General features: G+C 57.9%; 16 protein-coding genes. 5 read left to right on the forward strand and 11 right to left on the reverse strand.

Translation table 11 applies throughout. The features are described from left to right. Window positions 1-701 precede the first annotated feature (701 nt). From ACZ9BC_RS18115 to ACZ9BC_RS18145, 7 genes are all read right to left on the reverse strand, one after another. Window positions 702-908 (reverse strand): hypothetical protein, encoded by a 207-nt coding sequence (locus ACZ9BC_RS18115; RefSeq protein WP_285251186.1) that lies wholly within the window; start codon window positions 906-908, stop codon window positions 702-704. A 274-nt stretch (window positions 909-1,182) separates the two neighbouring features. Then, window positions 1,183-1,941, reverse strand: a complete 759-nt coding sequence (locus ACZ9BC_RS18120; protein ID WP_476247265.1) for an amino acid ABC transporter ATP-binding protein — start codon at window positions 1,939-1,941, stop codon at window positions 1,183-1,185. A 7-nt stretch (window positions 1,942-1,948) separates the two neighbouring features. Continuing rightward, on the reverse strand, window positions 1,949-2,713 hold the full coding sequence (locus tag ACZ9BC_RS18125; RefSeq protein WP_285251184.1) for an amino acid ABC transporter permease: 765 nt from the start codon (window positions 2,711-2,713) through the stop codon (window positions 1,949-1,951). Between the two features lie 17 nt (window positions 2,714-2,730). After that, on the reverse strand, window positions 2,731-3,570 hold the full coding sequence (locus ACZ9BC_RS18130; RefSeq protein WP_285251183.1) for a substrate-binding periplasmic protein: 840 nt from the start codon (window positions 3,568-3,570) through the stop codon (window positions 2,731-2,733). Between the two features lie 284 nt (window positions 3,571-3,854). Further along, window positions 3,855-4,871 carry a 4-hydroxy-2-oxovalerate aldolase gene (gene dmpG / locus ACZ9BC_RS18135; RefSeq protein ID WP_476247138.1) on the reverse strand — a complete coding sequence of 339 codons (1,017 nt, stop codon included), beginning with the start codon at window positions 4,869-4,871 and terminating at the stop codon, window positions 3,855-3,857. Then, complete coding sequence (locus ACZ9BC_RS18140) at window positions 4,868-5,818, reverse strand: acetaldehyde dehydrogenase (acetylating) (RefSeq protein ID WP_476247139.1); 951 nt, start codon at window positions 5,816-5,818, stop codon at window positions 4,868-4,870. The genes dmpG and ACZ9BC_RS18140 overlap by 4 nt, the downstream gene beginning before the upstream one ends. Next, complete coding sequence (locus ACZ9BC_RS18145; protein ID WP_476247140.1) at window positions 5,815-7,035, reverse strand: aminotransferase-like domain-containing protein; 1,221 nt, start codon at window positions 7,033-7,035, stop codon at window positions 5,815-5,817. The genes ACZ9BC_RS18140 and ACZ9BC_RS18145 overlap by 4 nt, the downstream gene beginning before the upstream one ends. Before the next feature lie 365 nt (window positions 7,036-7,400). On the opposite strand from ACZ9BC_RS18145, the gene ACZ9BC_RS18150 reads away from it, so the two are divergent. Then, window positions 7,401-7,985, forward strand: a complete 585-nt coding sequence (locus tag ACZ9BC_RS18150) for an Lrp/AsnC family transcriptional regulator (RefSeq protein ID WP_285251179.1) — start codon at window positions 7,401-7,403, stop codon at window positions 7,983-7,985. A gap of 540 nt (window positions 7,986-8,525) precedes the next feature. On the opposite strand, the gene ACZ9BC_RS18155 is transcribed toward ACZ9BC_RS18150, so the two are convergent. Beyond that, a complete protein-coding gene (locus tag ACZ9BC_RS18155) occupies window positions 8,526-9,275 on the reverse strand; it encodes an IclR family transcriptional regulator (protein WP_285251178.1) in 750 nt (249 codons plus the stop codon). 52 nt (window positions 9,276-9,327) lie between these two features. Here ACZ9BC_RS18155 and ACZ9BC_RS18160 point away from each other — a divergent pair, with 52 nt between their 5' ends. The 4 genes from ACZ9BC_RS18160 (at window position 9,328) to ACZ9BC_RS18175 (ending at window position 14,095) form a co-directional block, all read left to right on the forward strand. Then, the gene (locus tag ACZ9BC_RS18160) at window positions 9,328-10,359 is read left to right on the forward strand and encodes an Ldh family oxidoreductase (RefSeq protein WP_476247141.1); all 1,032 of its coding nucleotides are present in this window, start codon (window positions 9,328-9,330) and stop codon (window positions 10,357-10,359) included. Between the two features lie 60 nt (window positions 10,360-10,419). Then, window positions 10,420-11,619, forward strand: coding sequence for an iron-containing alcohol dehydrogenase (locus ACZ9BC_RS18165; RefSeq protein ID WP_476247142.1), 1,200 nt, complete (start codon window positions 10,420-10,422; stop codon window positions 11,617-11,619). A gap of 27 nt (window positions 11,620-11,646) precedes the next feature. Then, window positions 11,647-13,077, forward strand: a complete 1,431-nt coding sequence (locus ACZ9BC_RS18170) for an NAD-dependent succinate-semialdehyde dehydrogenase (RefSeq protein ID WP_476247143.1) — start codon at window positions 11,647-11,649, stop codon at window positions 13,075-13,077. A gap of 478 nt (window positions 13,078-13,555) precedes the next feature. Continuing rightward, window positions 13,556-14,095, forward strand: a complete 540-nt coding sequence (locus ACZ9BC_RS18175) for an Lrp/AsnC family transcriptional regulator (protein WP_476247144.1) — start codon at window positions 13,556-13,558, stop codon at window positions 14,093-14,095. A gap of 145 nt (window positions 14,096-14,240) precedes the next feature. Here ACZ9BC_RS18175 and ACZ9BC_RS18180 read toward each other — a convergent pair whose 3' ends face one another. From ACZ9BC_RS18180 to ACZ9BC_RS18190, 3 genes are all read right to left on the reverse strand, one after another. Continuing rightward, complete coding sequence (locus ACZ9BC_RS18180; protein ID WP_476247145.1) at window positions 14,241-14,990, reverse strand: HpcH/HpaI aldolase family protein; 750 nt, start codon at window positions 14,988-14,990, stop codon at window positions 14,241-14,243. Window positions 14,991-16,411: 1,421 nt separating this feature from the next. Next, on the reverse strand, window positions 16,412-17,434 hold the full coding sequence (locus tag ACZ9BC_RS18185; RefSeq protein WP_476247146.1) for an Abi family protein: 1,023 nt from the start codon (window positions 17,432-17,434) through the stop codon (window positions 16,412-16,414). A gap of 780 nt (window positions 17,435-18,214) precedes the next feature. Further along, complete coding sequence (locus ACZ9BC_RS18190) at window positions 18,215-18,409, reverse strand: hypothetical protein (protein ID WP_476247147.1); 195 nt, start codon at window positions 18,407-18,409, stop codon at window positions 18,215-18,217. Window positions 18,410-19,019 lie beyond the last annotated feature (610 nt).

Here is a 19,019-nt window from a genome sequence, read left to right on the forward strand (position 1 = left end):
ACTGTACTCGTCTGCGCCGGAGTGCCACCGCTCCCTTGGTAGGAAGGGCATCATCGCTTTTCTCGTGACGGCAGATGCGCTTGGGAGCATTGCTGAAATCTCAAAGCCGTGTTGACGGTGGTGCTTTCCATGGAGCTTTAGCCCTTTCTGGCACGAGTATCAATGTTTGGCTGCATTTGGATGCAGCCGGTTCCCAGCAGGTGTGGCATCCACAATGCAGCACACACGGCCCGTACTACCGGGGCCGATAATTCCGCTGCGCTTAGAAAAACCCCGAACGACGGTTCGTAGCCCTTTCGTGCTGGTGCTGGTGAACAAAAGAGGTGGGCATGGCCGGGGATGTAATTAGGGTTCCCGGTCCCGACCTTGTTCTAGGGGGTTGCACTCTGGCGCTTTTTCTGCCAGCATGCTCACCCGTCCCCTACTCAGGCCCGAGAGGGCTGCCAACCACCAGGCGTTGAGCTGAGCGGCCTAACCAGGATCCCAAGCTTCAGGTTCTGTCTAAAGTGGTCCGGAGAGGCACAGGAAATAGGAATGGTGTCCTGATCCGTTCGCTCCTAACCAGGTGCGGGGGGTGGATGTCCGTCAGCGGGGCCTGGTGACTCGGCCTGCTCGAACAGCATCCGTCCAATCGCCGCCAGGCGCTGGGTATTAACAAAGATTTCGCGAATCGTTGCGTCGCCGCTACTGAACGGCGAAGCTTACATGCCTTTAAGAGGCGGGCTTAGCTCAACCGAGTACCCTTCCTCTTTTAGAAAAAGCTGACGAAGATCTGCACCGTAATTTTCGATCCATAGGGCGTCCCCACCGGGTGCCACTTCTTCAACCAGGCCGTTACGGACCAGTTTTCCATTTTTTCGGATGAGGACTTGCTGCCCTTGCAAGTTTTCCCAGTTTTCAATGTCCATTTAGGTTCCTTGCTCTTGAAGCCCATGCGGACCGCATCATCGTTCGCCCTCCCGGAAGCAATGGGGGGCAGCAGATATCGAAAATTCGTGACTTGTTTCCGCTTGGCATCCCAGCACCAGCACGCACCTTGGAATACAGGTCAGCATCGGGGGGACAGCGCCGACGACCATGTCACTCATTTCCGAGCAGGTGCATGACTTGATGGACAGGTGAGAACGGCCGGGGCACTGCGTCAGAACGGGGAAACCACGCAGTGCCCCGGCCGTCGTGGCATTACAGAACCTGGCTGAGGAACGTTTGAAGACGCTCGGTCTTCGGGTGCTCGAAGACCTCTTGGGGGGTGCCGCTCTCGACGATCATTCCTTTGTCCATGAAGACGACGCGATCGGCAACGTTCCGAGCGAACTCCATCTCGTGAGTCACGACGACCATCGTCATTCCCGATTGAGCAAGTCGCTGCATCAAGCCGAGCACACCCTTCACGAGCTCAGGATCCAGAGCGCTGGTTGCCTCGTCAAACAGCATCAGCGCGGGCTCCATCGCCAGAGCCCGTGCGATAGCCACTCGCTGTTTCTGTCCTCCGGACAGGCTCGCAGGATTGAACGGCGCCTTCTCCTTGAGTCCGACATCTTCAAGCCGTGCTAGTGCGATCTGCCGAGCATCTTCTTTCCCGAGCTTTCTTACCTCGCAGAGGGGCATCATGATGTTCCCCTCGACAGTCATGTGGGGGAAGAGATTGAAGTGCTGGAACACCATGCCAACCTTCTGCCTCAGCACATCGACCGACATTGCTGCCGTGTCTTCTCCATTCAGAAGGATAGATCCGCCGGTCGGTTCTTCGAGTCGATTCATGCTGCGCAGGACAGTGGACTTCCCACTACCGGAGGGACCGATGACACACACAGTCTCACCCTTCCGGATTTCCAAATCTATGCCTCGGAGGACGTTGTGCTCCCCGAAGCACTTCTGCAAGCCTTTCAACTTGAGCACCACCGGACGGACTTTGTGCGATGTTTCGACGCCTGATGCCATCGTCATTTCATACACCTCGCTCTTGAACCTTGATCGTTCCGGTCATGAGATCCTGTTCTGGATCGATTACAGCCTTGACGTTTTTCCCCTTGCGCATGCGCTTGTCCACGACGTTTACGAGATGCGTGAGCGGGACCGTGATCAGGAGGTAGGACACGCCTGCGAGGACGAGAGGCGACAGGTTCCCATTGGTGATCGATGCGTCCTGGCCGATGCGAAACAGTTCTCGCTGACCGGCGGTGAGACCAAGCACGTACACGAGTGAGCTGTCCTTGATGACGGCGATGAGCTGGTTCATCAGTGACGGCAAGACCGTCCGGACAGCTTGGGGTACGATGACCCGGCGCATCGACGTGCCGTATGAGACACCCAAGGCACGGCTAGCCTCCATCTGCCCTGGATCGACCGACTGGATGGCCCCCCGGAAGATCTCGCCGATGTATGCGCCGACGATAAGTCCGAGTGCGATGATCGCCAGCACGTAGGGGTTGCCTTTAGTGAGCCCCGACAGGGGCTGAGCGAGGATGGAACCGACCACGAGGATCGTGAGGATTGCAGGCAGCCCTCGGAACAAATCCGTGTACACCCGCGCGATCGCTCGCAGGAACGAGTTCTGGCTCACGCCAAGGATTGCCAGGAGCAGCCCGACCACCAGCCCGATCATCATGGCGAACAGCGACAGCAAAAGCGTGTTCAGGAAGCCGTATGTCAGAACTTCGGGGAGCGCTTTGAGCATGACCTCAAAGTTGAAGAAGTTGTCAAAGATGTTCATCTTGAGAACCAGAGCGCTTAGCCCTTGAGTCCCGAAATGTCAGCCACTTCTTGGTCCGGGAAATACTTCTTGAAGATCTCCTGATACTTTCCGTCTTCTACCGATTTGGCAATGCTCTCATTGATGGCTTTTTGCAGCGCAGTGCGGTCCTTCGGGAGCGCAAAAGCGGCTGGAGCGTCCTCCGCGGCGATCTCGAATGCCACGGTCAGCCCGTCCTTCGGGTTGTTCTCCATGAATTCCTGCGCCAGGGGGAGATCGATGAGCACAGCGTCAACTGCGTTGTTGCGGAACCCCGTCATAGCAAGGGTGTTGTCGGTGAAGCGGACCAACTCCGACTCGGTGTAGTTTTTCGTCGCGTAGGCATCCATCCAAGAGCCCTGGGTGAATCCGACACGCTTGCCCTTGAGACCTGCAGCGTCCGTGATGCCGGCACCTTCCTTGGTGACGATGGAGTACACCGGCAGGAAATAGCCGTCGGTGAAGTCCACCCTCTTGCGCCTCTCTTCGGTAACCGAGATCGATCCAGCGCCAAGATCGTACTGCCCACTGGAGACTGCCGGGAGCAGGTTCGCGAACTCCACGGAGGTGTATGTGACCTGTAGGCCAAGATCCTTGGCGACGTAGTCGAGCAGATCGATGTCGAAACCGTTGGGCTTGCCGCCTTCGTTGTAGGTGAAGGGCTTGGCGTCACCGTTGATGCCGACGCTGATGGTGCCGGGGTTCTTTAGCCCGAAATCGTTGGAGGCCGCTTCACCTGCAGCGGCTCCTGTCCCACCCGAGCAGCCGGCAAGCATTAGGGCAGCGCTTGCGAGTGCGGCCAAGGCTCCCAAACGGCCCAGTTTCTTGTGCGAGTTCATTTTCTTCTCCTCTGAGTGACCCTCGCGAGATACAGCAAGATGCAAATCTTGTGTCTCGCTAAGTTTTGTGCGCCGAAGCCGGGGAAGCTTCAGACAATGGGTGAATGCATGTTTTTCTTTATTAAATGAAAGCCTGGGTCGAGCATACGCGTGGAATACAAGGCTCTCAAGGTCTTTTATTGAACTTTAGTAGACCAGCTGGATAGCGGGTTTCGGATGGGAGTCGGTCCAACTAAGACCTCTTCTGGGTGACGACGGCGCGCTTCCACTGGCTTAGGCAAAATTTAAGCTGGCTGTCGAACTTTGACCAAGTCAAGTGCGACATCGACGATCATGTCCTCCTGTCCTCCTACCAGGCCGCGCTCACCGAGCGCGACGATGACATCTCGGGTGTCGAGCCCGTAGCGGGAAGCCGCCGCTTCGGCATGACGCAGGAAACTGGAGTACACACCTGCATAGCCCAACGTTGATGTTTCTCGGTTCACCTGGAGCGGGACCGTCTGGAGCGGGCGCACCAGGTCATCGGCTGCGTCCTGCAGCTTGAACAGGTCGGCGCCATGCTCGTAACCGTAGAGGTTAGCCACGGCGACGAAGGGTTCGATCGGCGCGTTTCCGGCCCCTGCCCCGTGTCCGGCAAGCGCAGCATCTACGCGATATGCGCCTGCGTCGACAGCAGCCAAGGAGTTCGCCACCGACAGGGAAAGATTTTCGTGCGCGTGAATTCCGATTTGGGTCTCCGGACGAAGTGCCTGCCGCAGAGCATCGACGCGGGCGGTCACATCTCTCGGAGTGAGACGTCCACAGGAGTCGGCGATGAAGATGCACTCGGCGCCCGCGGCTTCCATGATTTTGGCATTCTGCGCGAGCTGCTCCGGGTCGATGGCGTGGGACATCATAAGGAAGCCTGAGGTGTCGAGGCCGAGCCGGCGGGCGTGCTCAAGGTGCTGGATCGCAACGTCCCCCTCGGAACCCAGCACCGATACCCGGATCGAAGTAATGCCGCAGTCGCGTGCGGCGTTAATGTCGTCGATCCGGCCGATGCCGGGCATCACGACAGTGGTGAGGCGCGCCCGCTTCACGACCGATGCCGCGGCTTCGATCCATGCCCGGTCGGTCGAGCCGCTGACTCCATAGGTGAGGCTGGATCCGCCAATGCCGTCCCCGTGGCCAACTTCGATGGCATCGACGCCTGCTTCATCGAGTGCTGCGGCGATCGCCGCGACCTTCTCGACCGGGAGTCGATGGCGAAGGGCGTGCATGCCGTCACGCAGAGATACGTCCTGGATGTAGATACGGGTCATCGCGCCGTGACCTCCTTCTGCGCGTCCGCGACGCGCGCTAGCTCTTCTGCAACCTGCACGGCCGCAGATGTCATGATGTCTAGGTTTCCGGCGAATGCCGGTAAATAGTCAGCGGCCCCTTCGACCTCGAGATAGACCGAGACCCGGACGAGGGCCTCGGGAAGATCGGGAGCGAGTGTTTCTAGTTCACTGACGTCCTCGATCCGCTCGAACTGGACAGACTGCTTCAGGCGGTAGCCGGGGACGTATGCAGTCACAGTTTCGACCATACGTTCGACAGCGGCGGTAATCTCCGCTTCGTGACCGGGAGCGACCAGCGCCAGGACGGTGTCGCGCATCAGCACTGGCGGCTTGGCCGGATTCAGGACAATGATCGCCTTGCTCCGCCCGGCTCCGCCGACATCCCTGAGAGCGCGCGCAGTGGTATCCGTGAACTCGTCGATATTCGCGCGGGTACCAGGTCCAGCTGAACGAGAAGAAATCGAAGCGACAATCTCGGCGTAGTACACCGTGGTGACCGAGCTGATTGCGGCGACGACGGGAACCGTGGCTTGACCTCCGCAGGTGACCATGTTGACGTTCTTGGCGCCTAGGTGCTCCTGGAGATTGACGGGGGGCACGACGAACGGGCCGATGGCAGCCGGAGTGAGGTCAATCATTGTGATTCCGAATTCAGCAAGTGCCGTCGCGTTCTCAGCGTGCGCCTTAGCTGAGGTGGCATCGAAGACGAACTCGATCTCATCAAAGCCGTTCATGGCGATTAGTCCTGCCACTCCGGTATCAATGGCGGTCACTCCCAGGTTTCGCGCCCGCGCCAAGCCATCCGAGGCCGGGTCGACGCCGACCAAGGCGATGAGTTCCAACGACCCGCCTCCGCTGAGCAGTTTGATCATGAGGTCGGAACCGATGTTGCCGGAGCCGAGTATGGCGACTTTGTGCGTACTCACGCAGCTTTTCCTTTCGTGAAGCGGCCGGAGTCGACCGCGGATGTGATCAAAGCACCGAGCCGATTGGCCGCATCGACCATCTCGTCGCGCTCGAGGCTTGAGAAACTAAGACGTGCGTGGTTCGGCTCGGCACGGTCCGGGTAGAACGGCCCGCCCGGAACGTAGGCCACCCGACCGTGAGGGATCGCTTCCTCCAGCAGGAAGCGAGCCGCGTCAAATCCCTCGGGCAGCGTCAGCCACGTGAACAATCCCCCGGAAGGCCGGGTGTAGGTGACGCCTGGAGGCATTGCCGAGTCGAAGACGTTGAGCAACAGATCCCGCTTGGCGCTGTACTGGACGTTTACACGTGCCACGTGCGCGTCGAGGTCGTAGCGATCGAGGAACTCGGACGCCACCGCCATGTTGATGGTGCTGGTCTGAGTGTCTGCTGCCAGCTTGAGAAGTCCGAGGTTCTGGATGAGCTCTGGAGTGGCCACCGCCCAGCCCAGACGCAGCCCTGGTGTGAGAATCTTGGAGAAGCTGCCGAGATAGATGACGCGGCCGTCCGTATCCATGCTTTTGATAGTGGGCACCGCGTCGCCCTCATAGCGTAGGTCCCGGTAAGGCGAGTCCTCAACTACGATCACGTCATGCTTCTGTGCGACTTCGAGCAGTCGGCGACGCCGCTCGAGCGTCATGGTGATACCGGTGGGGTTGTGAAAGTCCGGCACGGTGTAGATGAACTTAGCGCGGGGGTTCGCGGTGAGCATCGCATCGAGGGCGTCCGTGCACATGCCGTCCTCATCCATGTCCACCGCGGCGTACGTGGGCTTCATAGGCGCGAAAGCGATCATTGCGCCAAGGAACGTCGGGTTCTCAGTAATGACCACATCGCCGTCGTCCAGGAGCAGTTTTGCCACGAGGTCGAGGCCTTGTTGAGCGCCCTGAAGGACGAGCACTTCTTCCATGTTGGTCGGTGTGCCGTCCGCAGCCATCCGAGCAGCAATCTGTCCGCGCAGCTTCGGCAGCCCATCGGAGACCGTGTACTGGAAGGCACCCGCGTTGCCCGGAACGGCGAGATCTGCATAGATCGCGCCAATCTCATGGATTGGAAAAGTCGTCGGATCCGGGTATCCGCCACCGAAGGAAACGATGTCGGGGTCATTTGCGTATCGCAACAGATCGCGTATTGCTGAAGGTTTGACGCGTTCCATTCGTGCGGCCAGGTTGTAGTTCAAAGCGCGGCTCCTCTCTCGGACGGCGATGCCGTCGCTTGCGTATGCCTCATTGCGTCGCCCTCGGTTGATACCAGATAGCGGTCGGGACGAAAAGATCACGCGGAAACTTCCTGACGCTCCCGCTGCGGAGCAAGCCTCCGGTCTCCCTCAAGCTCTGCTCACACGCAGCCTACAACCTTATTTTTATAGGGTCAATGAATTTATCACTTACATTTTATAAGTCAGTCATCGGGCACTGCCTGATAAAATAGTAACCTCGCTGTGCTGTCTCGCCGATTGCCGGGCGCCATGCAGTGATCTAGCGTAGAGTCCTGTTTCGGCCGCCCTGGCCGAAAAGTCGTTCGTGGAGGACAAGAATGGACCATATGAGCAACGGCCTCGATGACTTGCACCCGCGCGGGACGTTCCGGAACATCGGCACCAATCTCTCAACTCCCTCTGCCCGCGTACAGATCGATCAGGTCGACCTGGAGATCCTTGAGCTCCTCACTGCCGATGGTCGTCTGCCCCAGAAGAAGCTGGCCGAACGCCTAGGCATGTCTGCACCCGCAGTAGCCGATCGCCTCTCTCGATTGGCGCAGAAAGGGGTCCTTGCCGGCTACTCGGCCGTTGTCAACTGGGATGCTCTCGGGTTAGTCACCGTCGTTTATATCTCCGTCAAGCTCTCGATGAAGATCGATCGCGGACCGATCATGAGTTGCCTCGCAGCGAGCCGAGGAGTCGAAGAGGTCACGCTCGTCACAGGCGGGTTCGACCTGCTTGTGCGCATGCGAGTCCGGGACAACATCCATCTTCGCGAGATCCTGATGGACAGCATCTGGCAGATGGAGGGGATCGACACCACAGTGACAATGATCAGCATGGGGCAGCCGCCGGGACTGGACCCTAACCGGCGACTGCTTGACGAGGTTCGACGCGAGCTGCAGGAGAGATCCGAATCAGGCGAGTGAGCCGTCTGATCGCGACCACAGAGGATTCTTGGTTTGACCGGCGGCTCTCCGTATACCGGAAAGCTTCACATTTCCGCAAAGACATTCCACGACACAGGCGTGAAGACCCTCGACCTATCCTAAGGTACTAAACAGCCGGTTGCGCCTCACCGGATCACCCGTTGAAGAACGATATCTCGTCCCGTTCTTGGATCAAGCACCCTCGCCAGCGGGAGTCCCGCGAACTTCGTCGCCCAGTAGATGCCGCCCTTTTCAGGTCGGACAACAACTTACTTCGAAGATCCAAGTCCTTATTGTCAAGGAAAAAGATTTGAGATTGTCAGTCTTTCCCTAGGTAACATCTCGGACATTCCTCAAATTTTGAACCCTGTTGAGGTTGGTGGACAAGGCGTCCTTTGGCCGACCATACCTCCATCTCAGGAGTACGGCGAAAAGGGTGTGAGCCACGCCAGTACGGCAAGTGGCAGTCCCCTAAATTTAGGATGGCCTAACCAGGTACACGCTCAGCGGTCCGTCCCGGGAGTTTTTCCAACTCTCCCATCACCGCAAGGCGCGGGTGATTCCGAGGGCGATGGCATGGACTGTAGGAGCGAAATGTTCAGCCTGGCTTTGTCCCGTCGCTCCCGTTACAGACACGGCTGCTGTAATCAAGCCCCGTGAGTCAAAGACAGGCGAGGCTACGCAAAACAAGCCCTCCCGTGATTCCTCCAAGTCATACGCCACACTGGTTTTTCTGACTTTGCGTGTTTCGGCATTCAGTTCCGCACGACTTGTCATCGTATGGGGTGTCAGGGGCTGGAGTGGTTCGGAAAGAAGTTCCTCGAGAGACACAGGGCCACTGAATGCCAGAATCGCCTTACCCAGTGCCGTCGCGTGAAGCGATCCCCTACCTCCCATTCGTGAGTGGGGAACTTTGAGTGTCCGCGAGCCGATCTTCTCAAGGTAGACGATTGCGTTGCCTTCACGGACGGCGAAATTGGCAGTCAGTCGTGTCACCTCATTGAGCGTGTGCAGGAAAGGCGAGGCGGCCTCTCTCAGGGTGGCATGGGTCGGAGCCAACGTGCCGAGCTCGAACAGTCTTACGCCTAACCGCACACCACCTGGTCCCCTCTCGAGGGCTCCCCAATCCAGCAGCTCAAGGACGAGGCGGTGCGTTGTGGATCGGGATACTCCCGATTGTTGGGCAAGTTCTCTAACGCTCATCTCGGGACGTTCGAATGAGAAGGCCTCCAAAATGGCAAGTGCCTTTCCCAGCGATGTTTCGGTGTCCTGCTCAGTGGGACGCTGCATGAGTAAGCACTATATCGGGTGTCCATAATCAAGTGAAGAAAGAGGAGAAAGTATGCAATCACCAACAAGGGACAGCTATAAATTACTGGGCGCCGAAGAATTGCGGCTGACAGTAACTAACGCGCTCGTTAAGGCTGGAGCGACAGTAAGCGATGCTCAGGTTCAAGCCAACCAGCTCGTCGACGCTGAGCTTAGGGGGCATGCTTCCCATGGAATCCGGCGGGTACCGGTGCTCTGTGACCGCCTTCACGCTGGCCTCATTGTCTCCGGAGCGTCCCCGGACACAACCTGGGTCTCGGAATCCGTGCTCGATGTGGATGGAAATCTGGGGTTCGGTCCTGTTTCGGCGCATGCAGCGATAGACGAGCTTCTACCTCGCGCTGCCAGCACAGGGGTCGCCCTTGCCGCCATCCGGCGCAGTCATCACATCGGGATGCTGGCGCCCTACGTAGAGCGGATGGCGAGTGCTGGCTTTGTGAGCATGGTTATGACTACCAGCGAAGGGTTGGTCCATCCGTGGGGTGGGGCAGGGGCTCTAGTTGGCACGAATCCCATAGGCATCGGCGTCCCCTCCGGAGACACTCCCCTGATTTTGGACATGTCGACGGCGGCTGTGTCCATGGGCAAGATCCTGGACTACAAAGCAAAAGGACTGGAAATACCGCACGGTTGGGCCGTGGACCGGAACGGCCGTCCAACAACGGATGCAGCCGCTGCCTCCGAAGGTGCCATCTCGCCGTTTGGTGGGGCGAAAGGTTATGCCCTTGGGATTGCCGTGGAAGCCATTGTAGGGCTGCTCACCAGAACAGCGTTCGGAACGGAAGTAACCGGAACCTTGGACGCAACTCAGCCCACAACCAAGGGTGATTTGTTCCTTGTGATCTCAACTGACGTTTTGAGAGCCGGCGAGTCTGCTCAGGCCCTTGCCCGCTATTTTGAGCAAATCCGTGGCAGCGGCGTCGATTCCGGCGTGGTCAGCATCCCGGGGGACAGAGCCCGTCGGACACGAACCGAGCGTCTGGAAGCCGGCGTCCCGGTAGATGGTGCACTTTGGGCAACGATTCAGGCCGCCTGTCAGGACTGAAGCTTGGTTCATCCAAGCCGAGAATAGAAAAGGACCAAAATGCAAAACAACATCGGAACGATGCGGCTGCCCGGAAACGTGCTCTTCGGCAATGGGGCCAGTGCGGCAATCGCTGAGACTTTGAAAGAGTTCGGTCAACGAGTCTTCATCGTGGTCGACCCGTTTCTGGCTACTACGGACGCTTTCCAGGAAGTAAAGGCAGCGATAACTGCCGGCGGAACGGCAACTCGCGTATACACGGACATCCAGCCTGAGCTTCCTGTTGACACCCTGACGGCGGCGGCTCGAACCGCGGCCGAATTCGAGCCGGACGTTATCCTCGGCTACGGCGGTGGAAGCGCCCTCGACGCCTCTAAACTTGTGGCGTTGCTTCTGTCCTACCCCGGGCCGCTTAGCAACTACTATGGCGAAAACGCGGTTCCAGGGCCCGTGTTGCCGCTGGTGGCGGTACCTACAACGGCCGGAACAGGTTCAGAAGTTACACCTGTTGCCGTCATCTCGGACCCGGAACGAGAGCTCAAGGTGGGGATTTCAAGTCCCCATCTGGTTCCGTCAGCCGCGATTGTTGACCCACAACTGACCTTCGGGGCGCCGGCCTCCGTCACTGCTCATTCGGGTGTGGACGCGTTGGTGCACGCGATAGAGTCCTACACGGCCGCACCCTTTGTACATGATTGGTCAAAGACCCTGCCCGTTTTTGTGGGCCGTAACCTACTGTCGTCACCATACTCTCTGGAAGCAGTGCGGAAGATCGGCGGGTCGTTGGTAACTGCCGTCACCACCCCGGGAGATGACCTGGCGCGGGCTGACATGGCATATGGAAGCCTGCTAGCGGGAATGGCCTTCGGCGCCACGGGCACGCACTTGTCCCATGCTCTGCAGTATCCCATAGGGGCTTTGACCAAAACGCCGCACGGACTCGGGACCGGCATGATGCTTCCCTTCGTCCTCCAGGCGTGTGCACCTGGAATCCCCAGCGAACTCTCAACCATTGGGGATGCGATGGGCACAGGATGCTCGGGCAGCGCAGAAGACCGTGCGGCTGCAGCCATCGACGCAGTTGAGCGCATCTGTCTGCAGATCGGGTTGCCCAAATCCCTCAGGGAAATCGGAATCGCCCGGGAGGACCTGCCAAGGATCGCGGAGCTGGCCGCGAGCGTAAAGCGCCTCGTTTCGATTGCGCCCGTAGCCGCGGATGTCAATTTCCTCCAAAGGATTCTTGAGGCAGCCTTCGAAGGCAACCGGAATCAGCTGAGCTAACACCAACATTAGACAAAGGAAATGAACTTGACCTACTTCACAGATTTGTACATTGGCGGGGAGTGGCGCCCGGGCAGCGAAGGTCGACGCTTCCCTGTTATCGATCCATCTGACGGGAGCGAAATCGCCCTATTCGCGGCGGCCAGTGAGTCTGACTGCCTTGCCGCAGTCGCAGCCGCTGAAGGCGCGCAGGAAGAATGGGGCGCTACTTCCCCCCGCCAGCGATCGGAAATACTCCGACGCGCATATGAAATTCTGTCCGAGGAACGCGAGCGTTTCGCGGAGATCATGGTCCGGGAAAATGGAAAGGCTTTCCCTGATGCTCTTGCCGAAGCAGACTATGCCAAGGAGTTCTTCCGATGGTTTGCAGAAGAGGCTGTACGGATCCCTGGCGAGTACAGGCTTTCTCCGTCAGGGGATAAGAACATAGTGGTTACCCGCCAGCCGATTGGAGTATCACTTCTAATTACTCCATGGAATTTTCCCGCCGCAATGGCAACGCGCAAACTCGCACCAGCTCTAGCCGCCGGATGTACAACCATCCTCAAGCCGGCCCGTGAAACCCCTCTGACAGCTGCGTACGTGGTCGATGTTTTGCAGCGGGCGGGGGTACCCAACGGCGTCGTCAACTTGGTAACGCCCATACCCACTGGCCCGCTCATCAAGAAAATGCTGGACCATCACGCCGTCCGAAAAGTGTCCTTCACAGGTTCGACAGAGGTGGGCCGGGAGCTTCTTCGCGGGGCAGCAGAAACGGTGGTGAGTGCCTCCATGGAACTAGGCGGGAACGCTCCAGTAATTGTTCTTCCCGGCGCTGACATCGATCTGACAATCAAGGGATCGATCCTCGCGAAAATGCGCAATGGCGGATCGGCATGTACGGCGGCAAATCGTTTTTATGTCCACAGCAGCCTGCACGGAGATTTTGTAGCCCGGATGAAGTCAGCCCTAGCCGACTTTCAAGTGGGACCAGGCCTCGATCGTTCGAACACCCTGGGTGCGCTGGTTTCGGTGGCCGAACGGGACAAAGTCGCCGCGCTCGTCCAGACTGCGCAGGATGAAGGTGCCAGTGTAGAACTTGGTGGCAACAGCATTGGCGGGGGTGCCTACTACCAACCGACACTCCTTGTAGATGTACAGCACGGGAGCACAATAAATCGGACTGAAATCTTCGGCCCCGTGACTGCCGTCACAGCCTATGAGGACGTCAATGAAGCCATACGCATGGCCAACGACACAGAATTCGGTCTAATGGCGTATGTTTTTGGTCCAGACGCGGAAGCGCGCCGCACTTCCCTCAAACTTGATGCCGGCATGGTGGCCGTGAACCGAGGAGTTCTGAGTGACCCGGCCGCACCATTCGGCGGAATGAAGCAAAGCGGGCTCGGTCGTGAAGGCAGTTCCGAGGGAATTCTTGAATTTCTCGAAGAGAAATATATCGCCCTCAACGTTGACTAGATAGACCAGGAAAAACTCAAGGTCAGGGGACGGGTAGCACCATGCCCGTCCCCTGGGCTCAAAAGGCTGCCAGTCCAAGGGACGCAACTTTCGAAAACCAGAACGCCCGGTCATAGTCCCGTCAGGTCCCCAGATACACGTTCGAGGCTAAGTTTGAGCCCGTTCAAGGACGGTAGTTGCCTACCGGCACCATGGTTACCCACGGATTCCCGGTCGCCGAGGCCCCGCGGATGAATGCCAAGAAGAGCCGGGGATTCAGACGTGCCGTTTTGGGTCCAGTCCCCCGAACCTTGGGCGCTGCTGCCTACATGGAGGCGGTGAGCAGATCTTAGCCGTCTAGCTGGGGACTACTTCTAAAAATTGGGAGGAGACGAGCCTATTTTTATTCGGTAACTGACCGACGCAGCCTAACGTTGTGTATCGTTGACGGGGTTGAGGGTAGACAATCTAAGGTGTCTCGTGGCCGGAAGGAAGCTAAATGCAACGCTCGCCAATGCGTAACCTAAAGGAGCGCATAAGAACACCCAGCCCGGCTGTGGAACTCGATGACATCGATATTACGTTGCTGACGGAACTGGCTAAGGATGCAAGAATTCCCCAGCGCGCACTGGCGGCAACACTGGGCCTCTCGGCTCCATCGGTAGCTGACCGGATAGCACGATTGAAGTCCCGGGGCGTTATTCGTGGCTTTCAGGTCAATATTGATTGGGATGCGATCGGTTATTCAACTGTTGCCTACCTGACTATTGTTGCCGCTGCTGGTCAGGAGATAAACGCGGTAATCGGATATTTGGATCAGGTCCGCGGCGTCGAGGAGATTACAAGCCTCACGGGCGCAACAGACTTAATCGTTAAGATACGAGCCCGTGGCTTCGAGGATTTGCGCGCTCTTCTTGCGGAACACATTTGGGATATCGACGGAGTACTTCGCACGGAGACGTCTATAGCTCTGATAAGGATCGAACCGCAGGATTCAATGGTTAAAATGATTGAGCATCTTCGTCCAACACTCGAATAGCCAAGTGAAGAAGTGAATCCAATTCTCAAGGGGCGGGGTACCAGCCAGGCCGTTTGGGGATGCGACAGAAGCCGACTAAGCCAGATTGTCGTAACTGATTCCCATACGATGCCCTATACGCGCCTTCTCGGCATCGGAGATAGGTTTAGGAGGCGGACGCATCTTTTAGGGCAGATTGGACCGCCGCGGCGAGCAGTGCTGTATCTGTTGTGACAGCTACCAGTTGAAAACCCCTTCCGACAAGCTTGCGCGCATTAGTGGCGGACCCCCCAAACCCTCCAATAACGATTCCTGCATCGCTAGCGGCAGTGCGTGCCTTCGTGAGCGCTGACCCTTCGCCAGTGTCATCAAGTATCTCAGTTACTGTCGTGCCTGCATCGATGGACAGGTCCATGGTTCCGACAAAGATGCCGTCGATGCCATCCACTTCGGCTATCTCAGAAACAGCATTTAGACCCGCCACGGATTCGATCATCACGATGCAGTTGACCGATTCGTTCGTCCGGTACATCTCGTCCTTTAGGCCTCCATATGGAACGTGCCGGGGACCCCAGCTTCGGGATCCCCGTGGAGGGTACCTACAGGCACTTGCTGCTTCTCGAGCCTGCAAGGCAGACTCTATTTGCGGCACGATGACCCCTGCCGCCCCGCCATCCAATGCCGCCCCAATTAGTTCGGGCCTGTTGTGGGCCACCCGTATATAGGCCGGAACCTTTACGGCGCGGGCCTGGTCCAGCATCGACAGTATGGCAGCACGGTCCGCATTGCCATGTTGCTCGTCGATCCCCAGCCACCTATAGCCGGCATCAATCATATAGCGAGCGGAGTCGGGGTCAGAGGACATGATCCAGCCGCCAAGGGCCGGTTCCATTTCAGCCTTGAGAAAGTTGTTCATCCTGAGAAATCCTCCTAAATTGAAAGTGCAGTGGCGTGCGCTCCATGTCTTTCCTGGGGAGGAGGGCTCGCAGACGCGTCCTTGACCGAAAAATGCTTTCTTCTTGCGAGGAGATCCTAAGGGGATCTTGAACCGGATGTGCGGCAACCGTCGAACCGGGCTCGCCTTGTTGACGGACCTCGATTAAGCAAGGGTCGAATTGCAGTACCGGCGCTGCAAAGGAGTGTTCGCGAATCTTCTGAATACTCTGCTACAGCTCCCTTGGAGCTTACATTCATAAAGTCCTTTTGCAAAAAAGCTATTTATAAGAAGCCGGACCGTACTTTGGATCCCCGCGTGGTTCCATTTGTCCACCCGGCACCCCCGCCCGCGGCGCGAAATCCCGAGGAGCCGCAGCCAACCAGCACCTCGGGCCGAGAGTTGAGGGCGTGTTCGCCGCGGGTGGCCTAAGGCTGGGGCGATCGTGCCTCTCTTATTGCCGAGGCAAGGGGAGTTGCCCCGGGCACACCTCCACGACCGCCCCGCGAAGACCCGCTCGATCAGGGCCTGAAGGGACGTTACGAGACCAGACTTTCGGTCGCATGTTCCCGGCGAGGACGCCCACGCCGCCCGCCCAAAAAACCGTGCGATCGCAGGCATAAGACATCCAAGCCCTTTTAACATTGACCGCCCGACCACTTGACCATCATAATATTAGCCAGAAGCAAAGAAATACCCTTATTTAGAAAGGCTATTGTCTTGATCTGGCTAGCTTTCGTGAAGGATGAGCGTTCACCCGGCAAGTTTGGTTCCGGGGCTAGCCAGAATCTTGTTCGCGGTTGTATAGCTGATTGTTCCCTACCCGTGAGATACGGAATGTCATTGGCGAACTGCTGCCGTGGAGAACGGCGAATGCGGTATCAGGCAGCAACTAACCGGGAGGATGAGCAGCGCCGGGGGCAGTGCCCCGTCGACGGCATCCTAATTAGTCAAGGCGCTCAGCAGGGCCTTGACCTTGCTGGCCTGCCGGAACAACAACTTGTTGATAGTGCTACCCGCCTCGCCAAAGCTTTTGCCTTCTTTCCAAAAGGACCCATCACACCGTGCACCTTAATATGAAGCGGAGACCTACTCAATGAAGCCCAGGCGCCTGTATCGCCGATCGCCAGTGCCATTCGTTGTGGCGCCAACGGGAACACACTGCCCGAAATCCGGCAGTTGGCAATCACCGACTGACCCCCAAATTTGCACAACCGTGTATGAAGGGCAGATTATGCCGGCAGCGGAAGGACAGTCTATTAACTGGCAATTCGCTGGCGACCCCGTTGTAGTAGCGACACTGGCTTGGTAGCGGGCTAGGGACTGGCCGATAATTGTGATTCTGTCAACCTATAAGCAGGGACTCACTTTGCTTGCTGACGAGGACCACTCGCGCTGCAGCTTTAGCGGGTTGCCTTCCACAGGTCTAGGTCAGACCATCCCACGGGAAAACCCATGCTCACCTCGGGCGATAGGAGTTCGGAGCCGTCCGGCGCTTGAAGTTTGAGATCAAGCTTTCTTACTTGTGTCTTGAAGGTCAAATGCCAGTTGGTGCCACTCATGTGAGATCCGAGCATGTACGCCAAAACGGCCGCGTATATGTAGAGCCTGCGGTTTGCTTTGGGGGTTCTCGTGAAGCCGGGCTCGAGCAAGTGCTCTAACAGCGTGCCCTCGGTGTCGTGCTTGCCGAGGGAGAGTGATCTTTTGAAAGCTCGGTTGAAGAGCCGCGAGCCGTGGGCACACGCGTTTCGAAAGTCCACCATCATACGCACCACAGCGCCGAAACGGCTCGGATGGCTAAACCCGAACATGCGGGCCACCTCACGCGCATCCGGGGTCTGCATGAGTTCATAGAGGAACGGAAGACTCCCGAAGCTCAAAACTTCGGTGACGGCCCAGATGGGCACATCCTGCTCTGGATACTTCAACAGGTGGTGTTTAAGGAAGTCTTCATCCTCTGCAGCGGACGTAACAGCTTCCCGCCACGTCGTAGACCATGCTTGGAACTTCGTTTTCTCGCCGGCGGGTCTATCGCAGCTTTGCGCATCGAGAAACTGCTTAGAGGCATGAGCTGCAACGTCCTTCGAAGCAAGCGTGTGGGCTATAGCTGCCCTCAGCCGGACTTCGAATTCCAGCAGACCCTCCTGGCAGACTCGGGCAAGCTTGAAGTCAAATGCTTCTAGCTTCATGACATGCTCAATGCTCGCGCCAGAGATGTAATCGTCCGAGCGATACTGATGCAGCCGTTCGCTAATTTGGTCCGCCGGGAGCAGACGACGGAAGACGTATCTGTACGCGCCAGAGCGGAAGTAGCCAACGCGGGTGAGGAAGTTCAGCGCAGCATCGCGGTCAGGAACGGCGAGGCCACGGTCTTCGAGTTGTTGAAGCAGCTCGTCGCGCTCTTTGAATTCCTTCGTATACTCCACGCTTCACCGTTTGTCGCACAATGAAAATCGCCCCCTTGAGCCGAGGCTCAGAGGGGGGCGATGTCTGATGAATAAAATCTAGCACAATCAACGTGCGTTACGAGTAGGGCGCAGTCTCCTGGAAGCGAACACCGACCGTGCAATCGCTAAATCAGGTCATCCAATCCCTTGCCACACTCAGTTCTCACGCCACCGTCAGCAGTGAAGGAACCGGTACATCTCGTAGCTACTTCTACTTGTCCCACTCAACCGCGGATAACGGATGTTCGGCCAAGTCGCCAACGGGTTATGCCAGAGAGCGGAAACCGTAAGCGTACCCGGTTTGTCGGCGGTCGCTTTGCCGTAGAGCCGACCGAACGGGGGAGCGGGCAGCGCGGGCAACTTGCGGGCGCCGGTCTGCCGTCCTCATCGAGTAAGCGAATTCGACCCGGCGGTCGGCGTTGGCGTTGGCGTCAGAATAACTCGAAGTTTAGTTTTATTGACACTGGCTCATGATGTTCTCAGATCCAACCCGGACAGTAAGAGGCGCTGGAAACTGAGGTGCGGTAGCCCGGGAATCATCGAATAGTTTTCAAGAAACGGGGGCATGATGGAACTCGCCGGGCGAAAGGCCCGGCGATACCACTTCTGCGGCTCAGCAGGTGTTTGAGAACCAGACCGGAACTCTACCGACAGGTGAGTCCTCCCTTGTCAGCACACCCCGACGTCAGGTTTGGGTGTGCCCTTTATGGACGAACGTCAGGGCCAGCGCAGGTTTCTTCGGACTTCCGCATTCGGGTCCTACCGCGGGAAACGCCGTACAGAGTGCTCCCGGATGTCCAACAATTTACGTTCCCCCATTCCAGTCCGGATCCATGCCACACCGAGCGCCGGCGCGATTTCCTCCACGGCGCCCTGCCACTCGACGTTTCCTCGATGATCGAGCATCTCAACCTGATCTCCCAGGGCCAGCAGTTCCAGGAACTCAACTTCCACGTGTGACAACCCACTTTGCAATCTAAAGTTCCTTCCGTACACAGGGCCCGCTTTAGCCGGCTGTGGCGGCCTTGAGCGGGACGGGTACCAGTTCCTGGAGTTCATGGGTTACTGGGTGATTCGGATACTGATTAGTTCCTCTTCGTATTTGTAGTGGAGCCCAATCCAAGGCGAAGCAGTTAACTCGAACTCCCGCGAGAGTATCGATAATTCTTCATCGTTCCTGGTGTCACTCATCGTCTCAGCAGACACTTCGTTGCCTTCCGTCAGGGGAGTGAAACCTCGGCTGGAACTCCCTTGGTTGGTGTTGGTTCTATGATCCGAGGTCGCTGCGCTTCCCGACTGGCGATGTTCGTTGAACGAGCATCAGACGGCTTTTCCACGTCACTGTCCCGGATCTCCTTCGTGCCGCGAAACCACGGCGGGGCAGGAAACAGCAACGCGATGCCCGTCATCACAATGACTGACCAGGGGACATGGACCCAGAGCCGGATGCCGCCCCCGCACAAGTCCGGATCGAACTTCCTATCAACGGCCCGCTGCAGGGCCCGGTCGTCATCGGGAGACCATTGCTGGTCCGCTTTGGGCCGGCGCGCAGGATCGCGATTTT

It is taken from the genome of Pseudarthrobacter sp. TE3704, assembly GCF_056279405.1.

What these genes read in the sequence shown, in the direction of transcription:
- ACZ9BC_RS18115 (WP_285251186.1), bottom strand. Translation starts at nt 908, where the DNA reads ATGGACATTGAAAACTGGGAAAACTTGCAAGGGCAGCAAGTCCTCATC.
- ACZ9BC_RS18120 (WP_476247265.1), bottom strand. Translation starts at nt 1,941, where the DNA reads ATGGCATCAGGCGTCGAAACATCGCACAAAGTCCGTCCGGTGGTGCTC.
- ACZ9BC_RS18125 (WP_285251184.1), bottom strand. Translation starts at nt 2,713, where the DNA reads ATGAACATCTTTGACAACTTCTTCAACTTTGAGGTCATGCTCAAAGCG.
- ACZ9BC_RS18130 (WP_285251183.1), bottom strand. Translation starts at nt 3,570, where the DNA reads ATGAACTCGCACAAGAAACTGGGCCGTTTGGGAGCCTTGGCCGCACTC.
- dmpG (WP_476247138.1), bottom strand. Translation starts at nt 4,871, where the DNA reads ATGACCCGTATCTACATCCAGGACGTATCTCTGCGTGACGGCATGCAC.
- ACZ9BC_RS18150 (WP_285251179.1), top strand. Translation starts at nt 7,401, where the DNA reads ATGAGCAACGGCCTCGATGACTTGCACCCGCGCGGGACGTTCCGGAAC.
- ACZ9BC_RS18155 (WP_285251178.1), bottom strand. Translation starts at nt 9,275, where the DNA reads ATGCAGCGTCCCACTGAGCAGGACACCGAAACATCGCTGGGAAAGGCA.
- ACZ9BC_RS18160 (WP_476247141.1), top strand. Translation starts at nt 9,328, where the DNA reads ATGCAATCACCAACAAGGGACAGCTATAAATTACTGGGCGCCGAAGAA.
- ACZ9BC_RS18165 (WP_476247142.1), top strand. Translation starts at nt 10,420, where the DNA reads ATGCGGCTGCCCGGAAACGTGCTCTTCGGCAATGGGGCCAGTGCGGCA.
- ACZ9BC_RS18175 (WP_476247144.1), top strand. Translation starts at nt 13,556, where the DNA reads ATGCAACGCTCGCCAATGCGTAACCTAAAGGAGCGCATAAGAACACCC.
- ACZ9BC_RS18180 (WP_476247145.1), bottom strand. Translation starts at nt 14,990, where the DNA reads ATGAACAACTTTCTCAAGGCTGAAATGGAACCGGCCCTTGGCGGCTGG.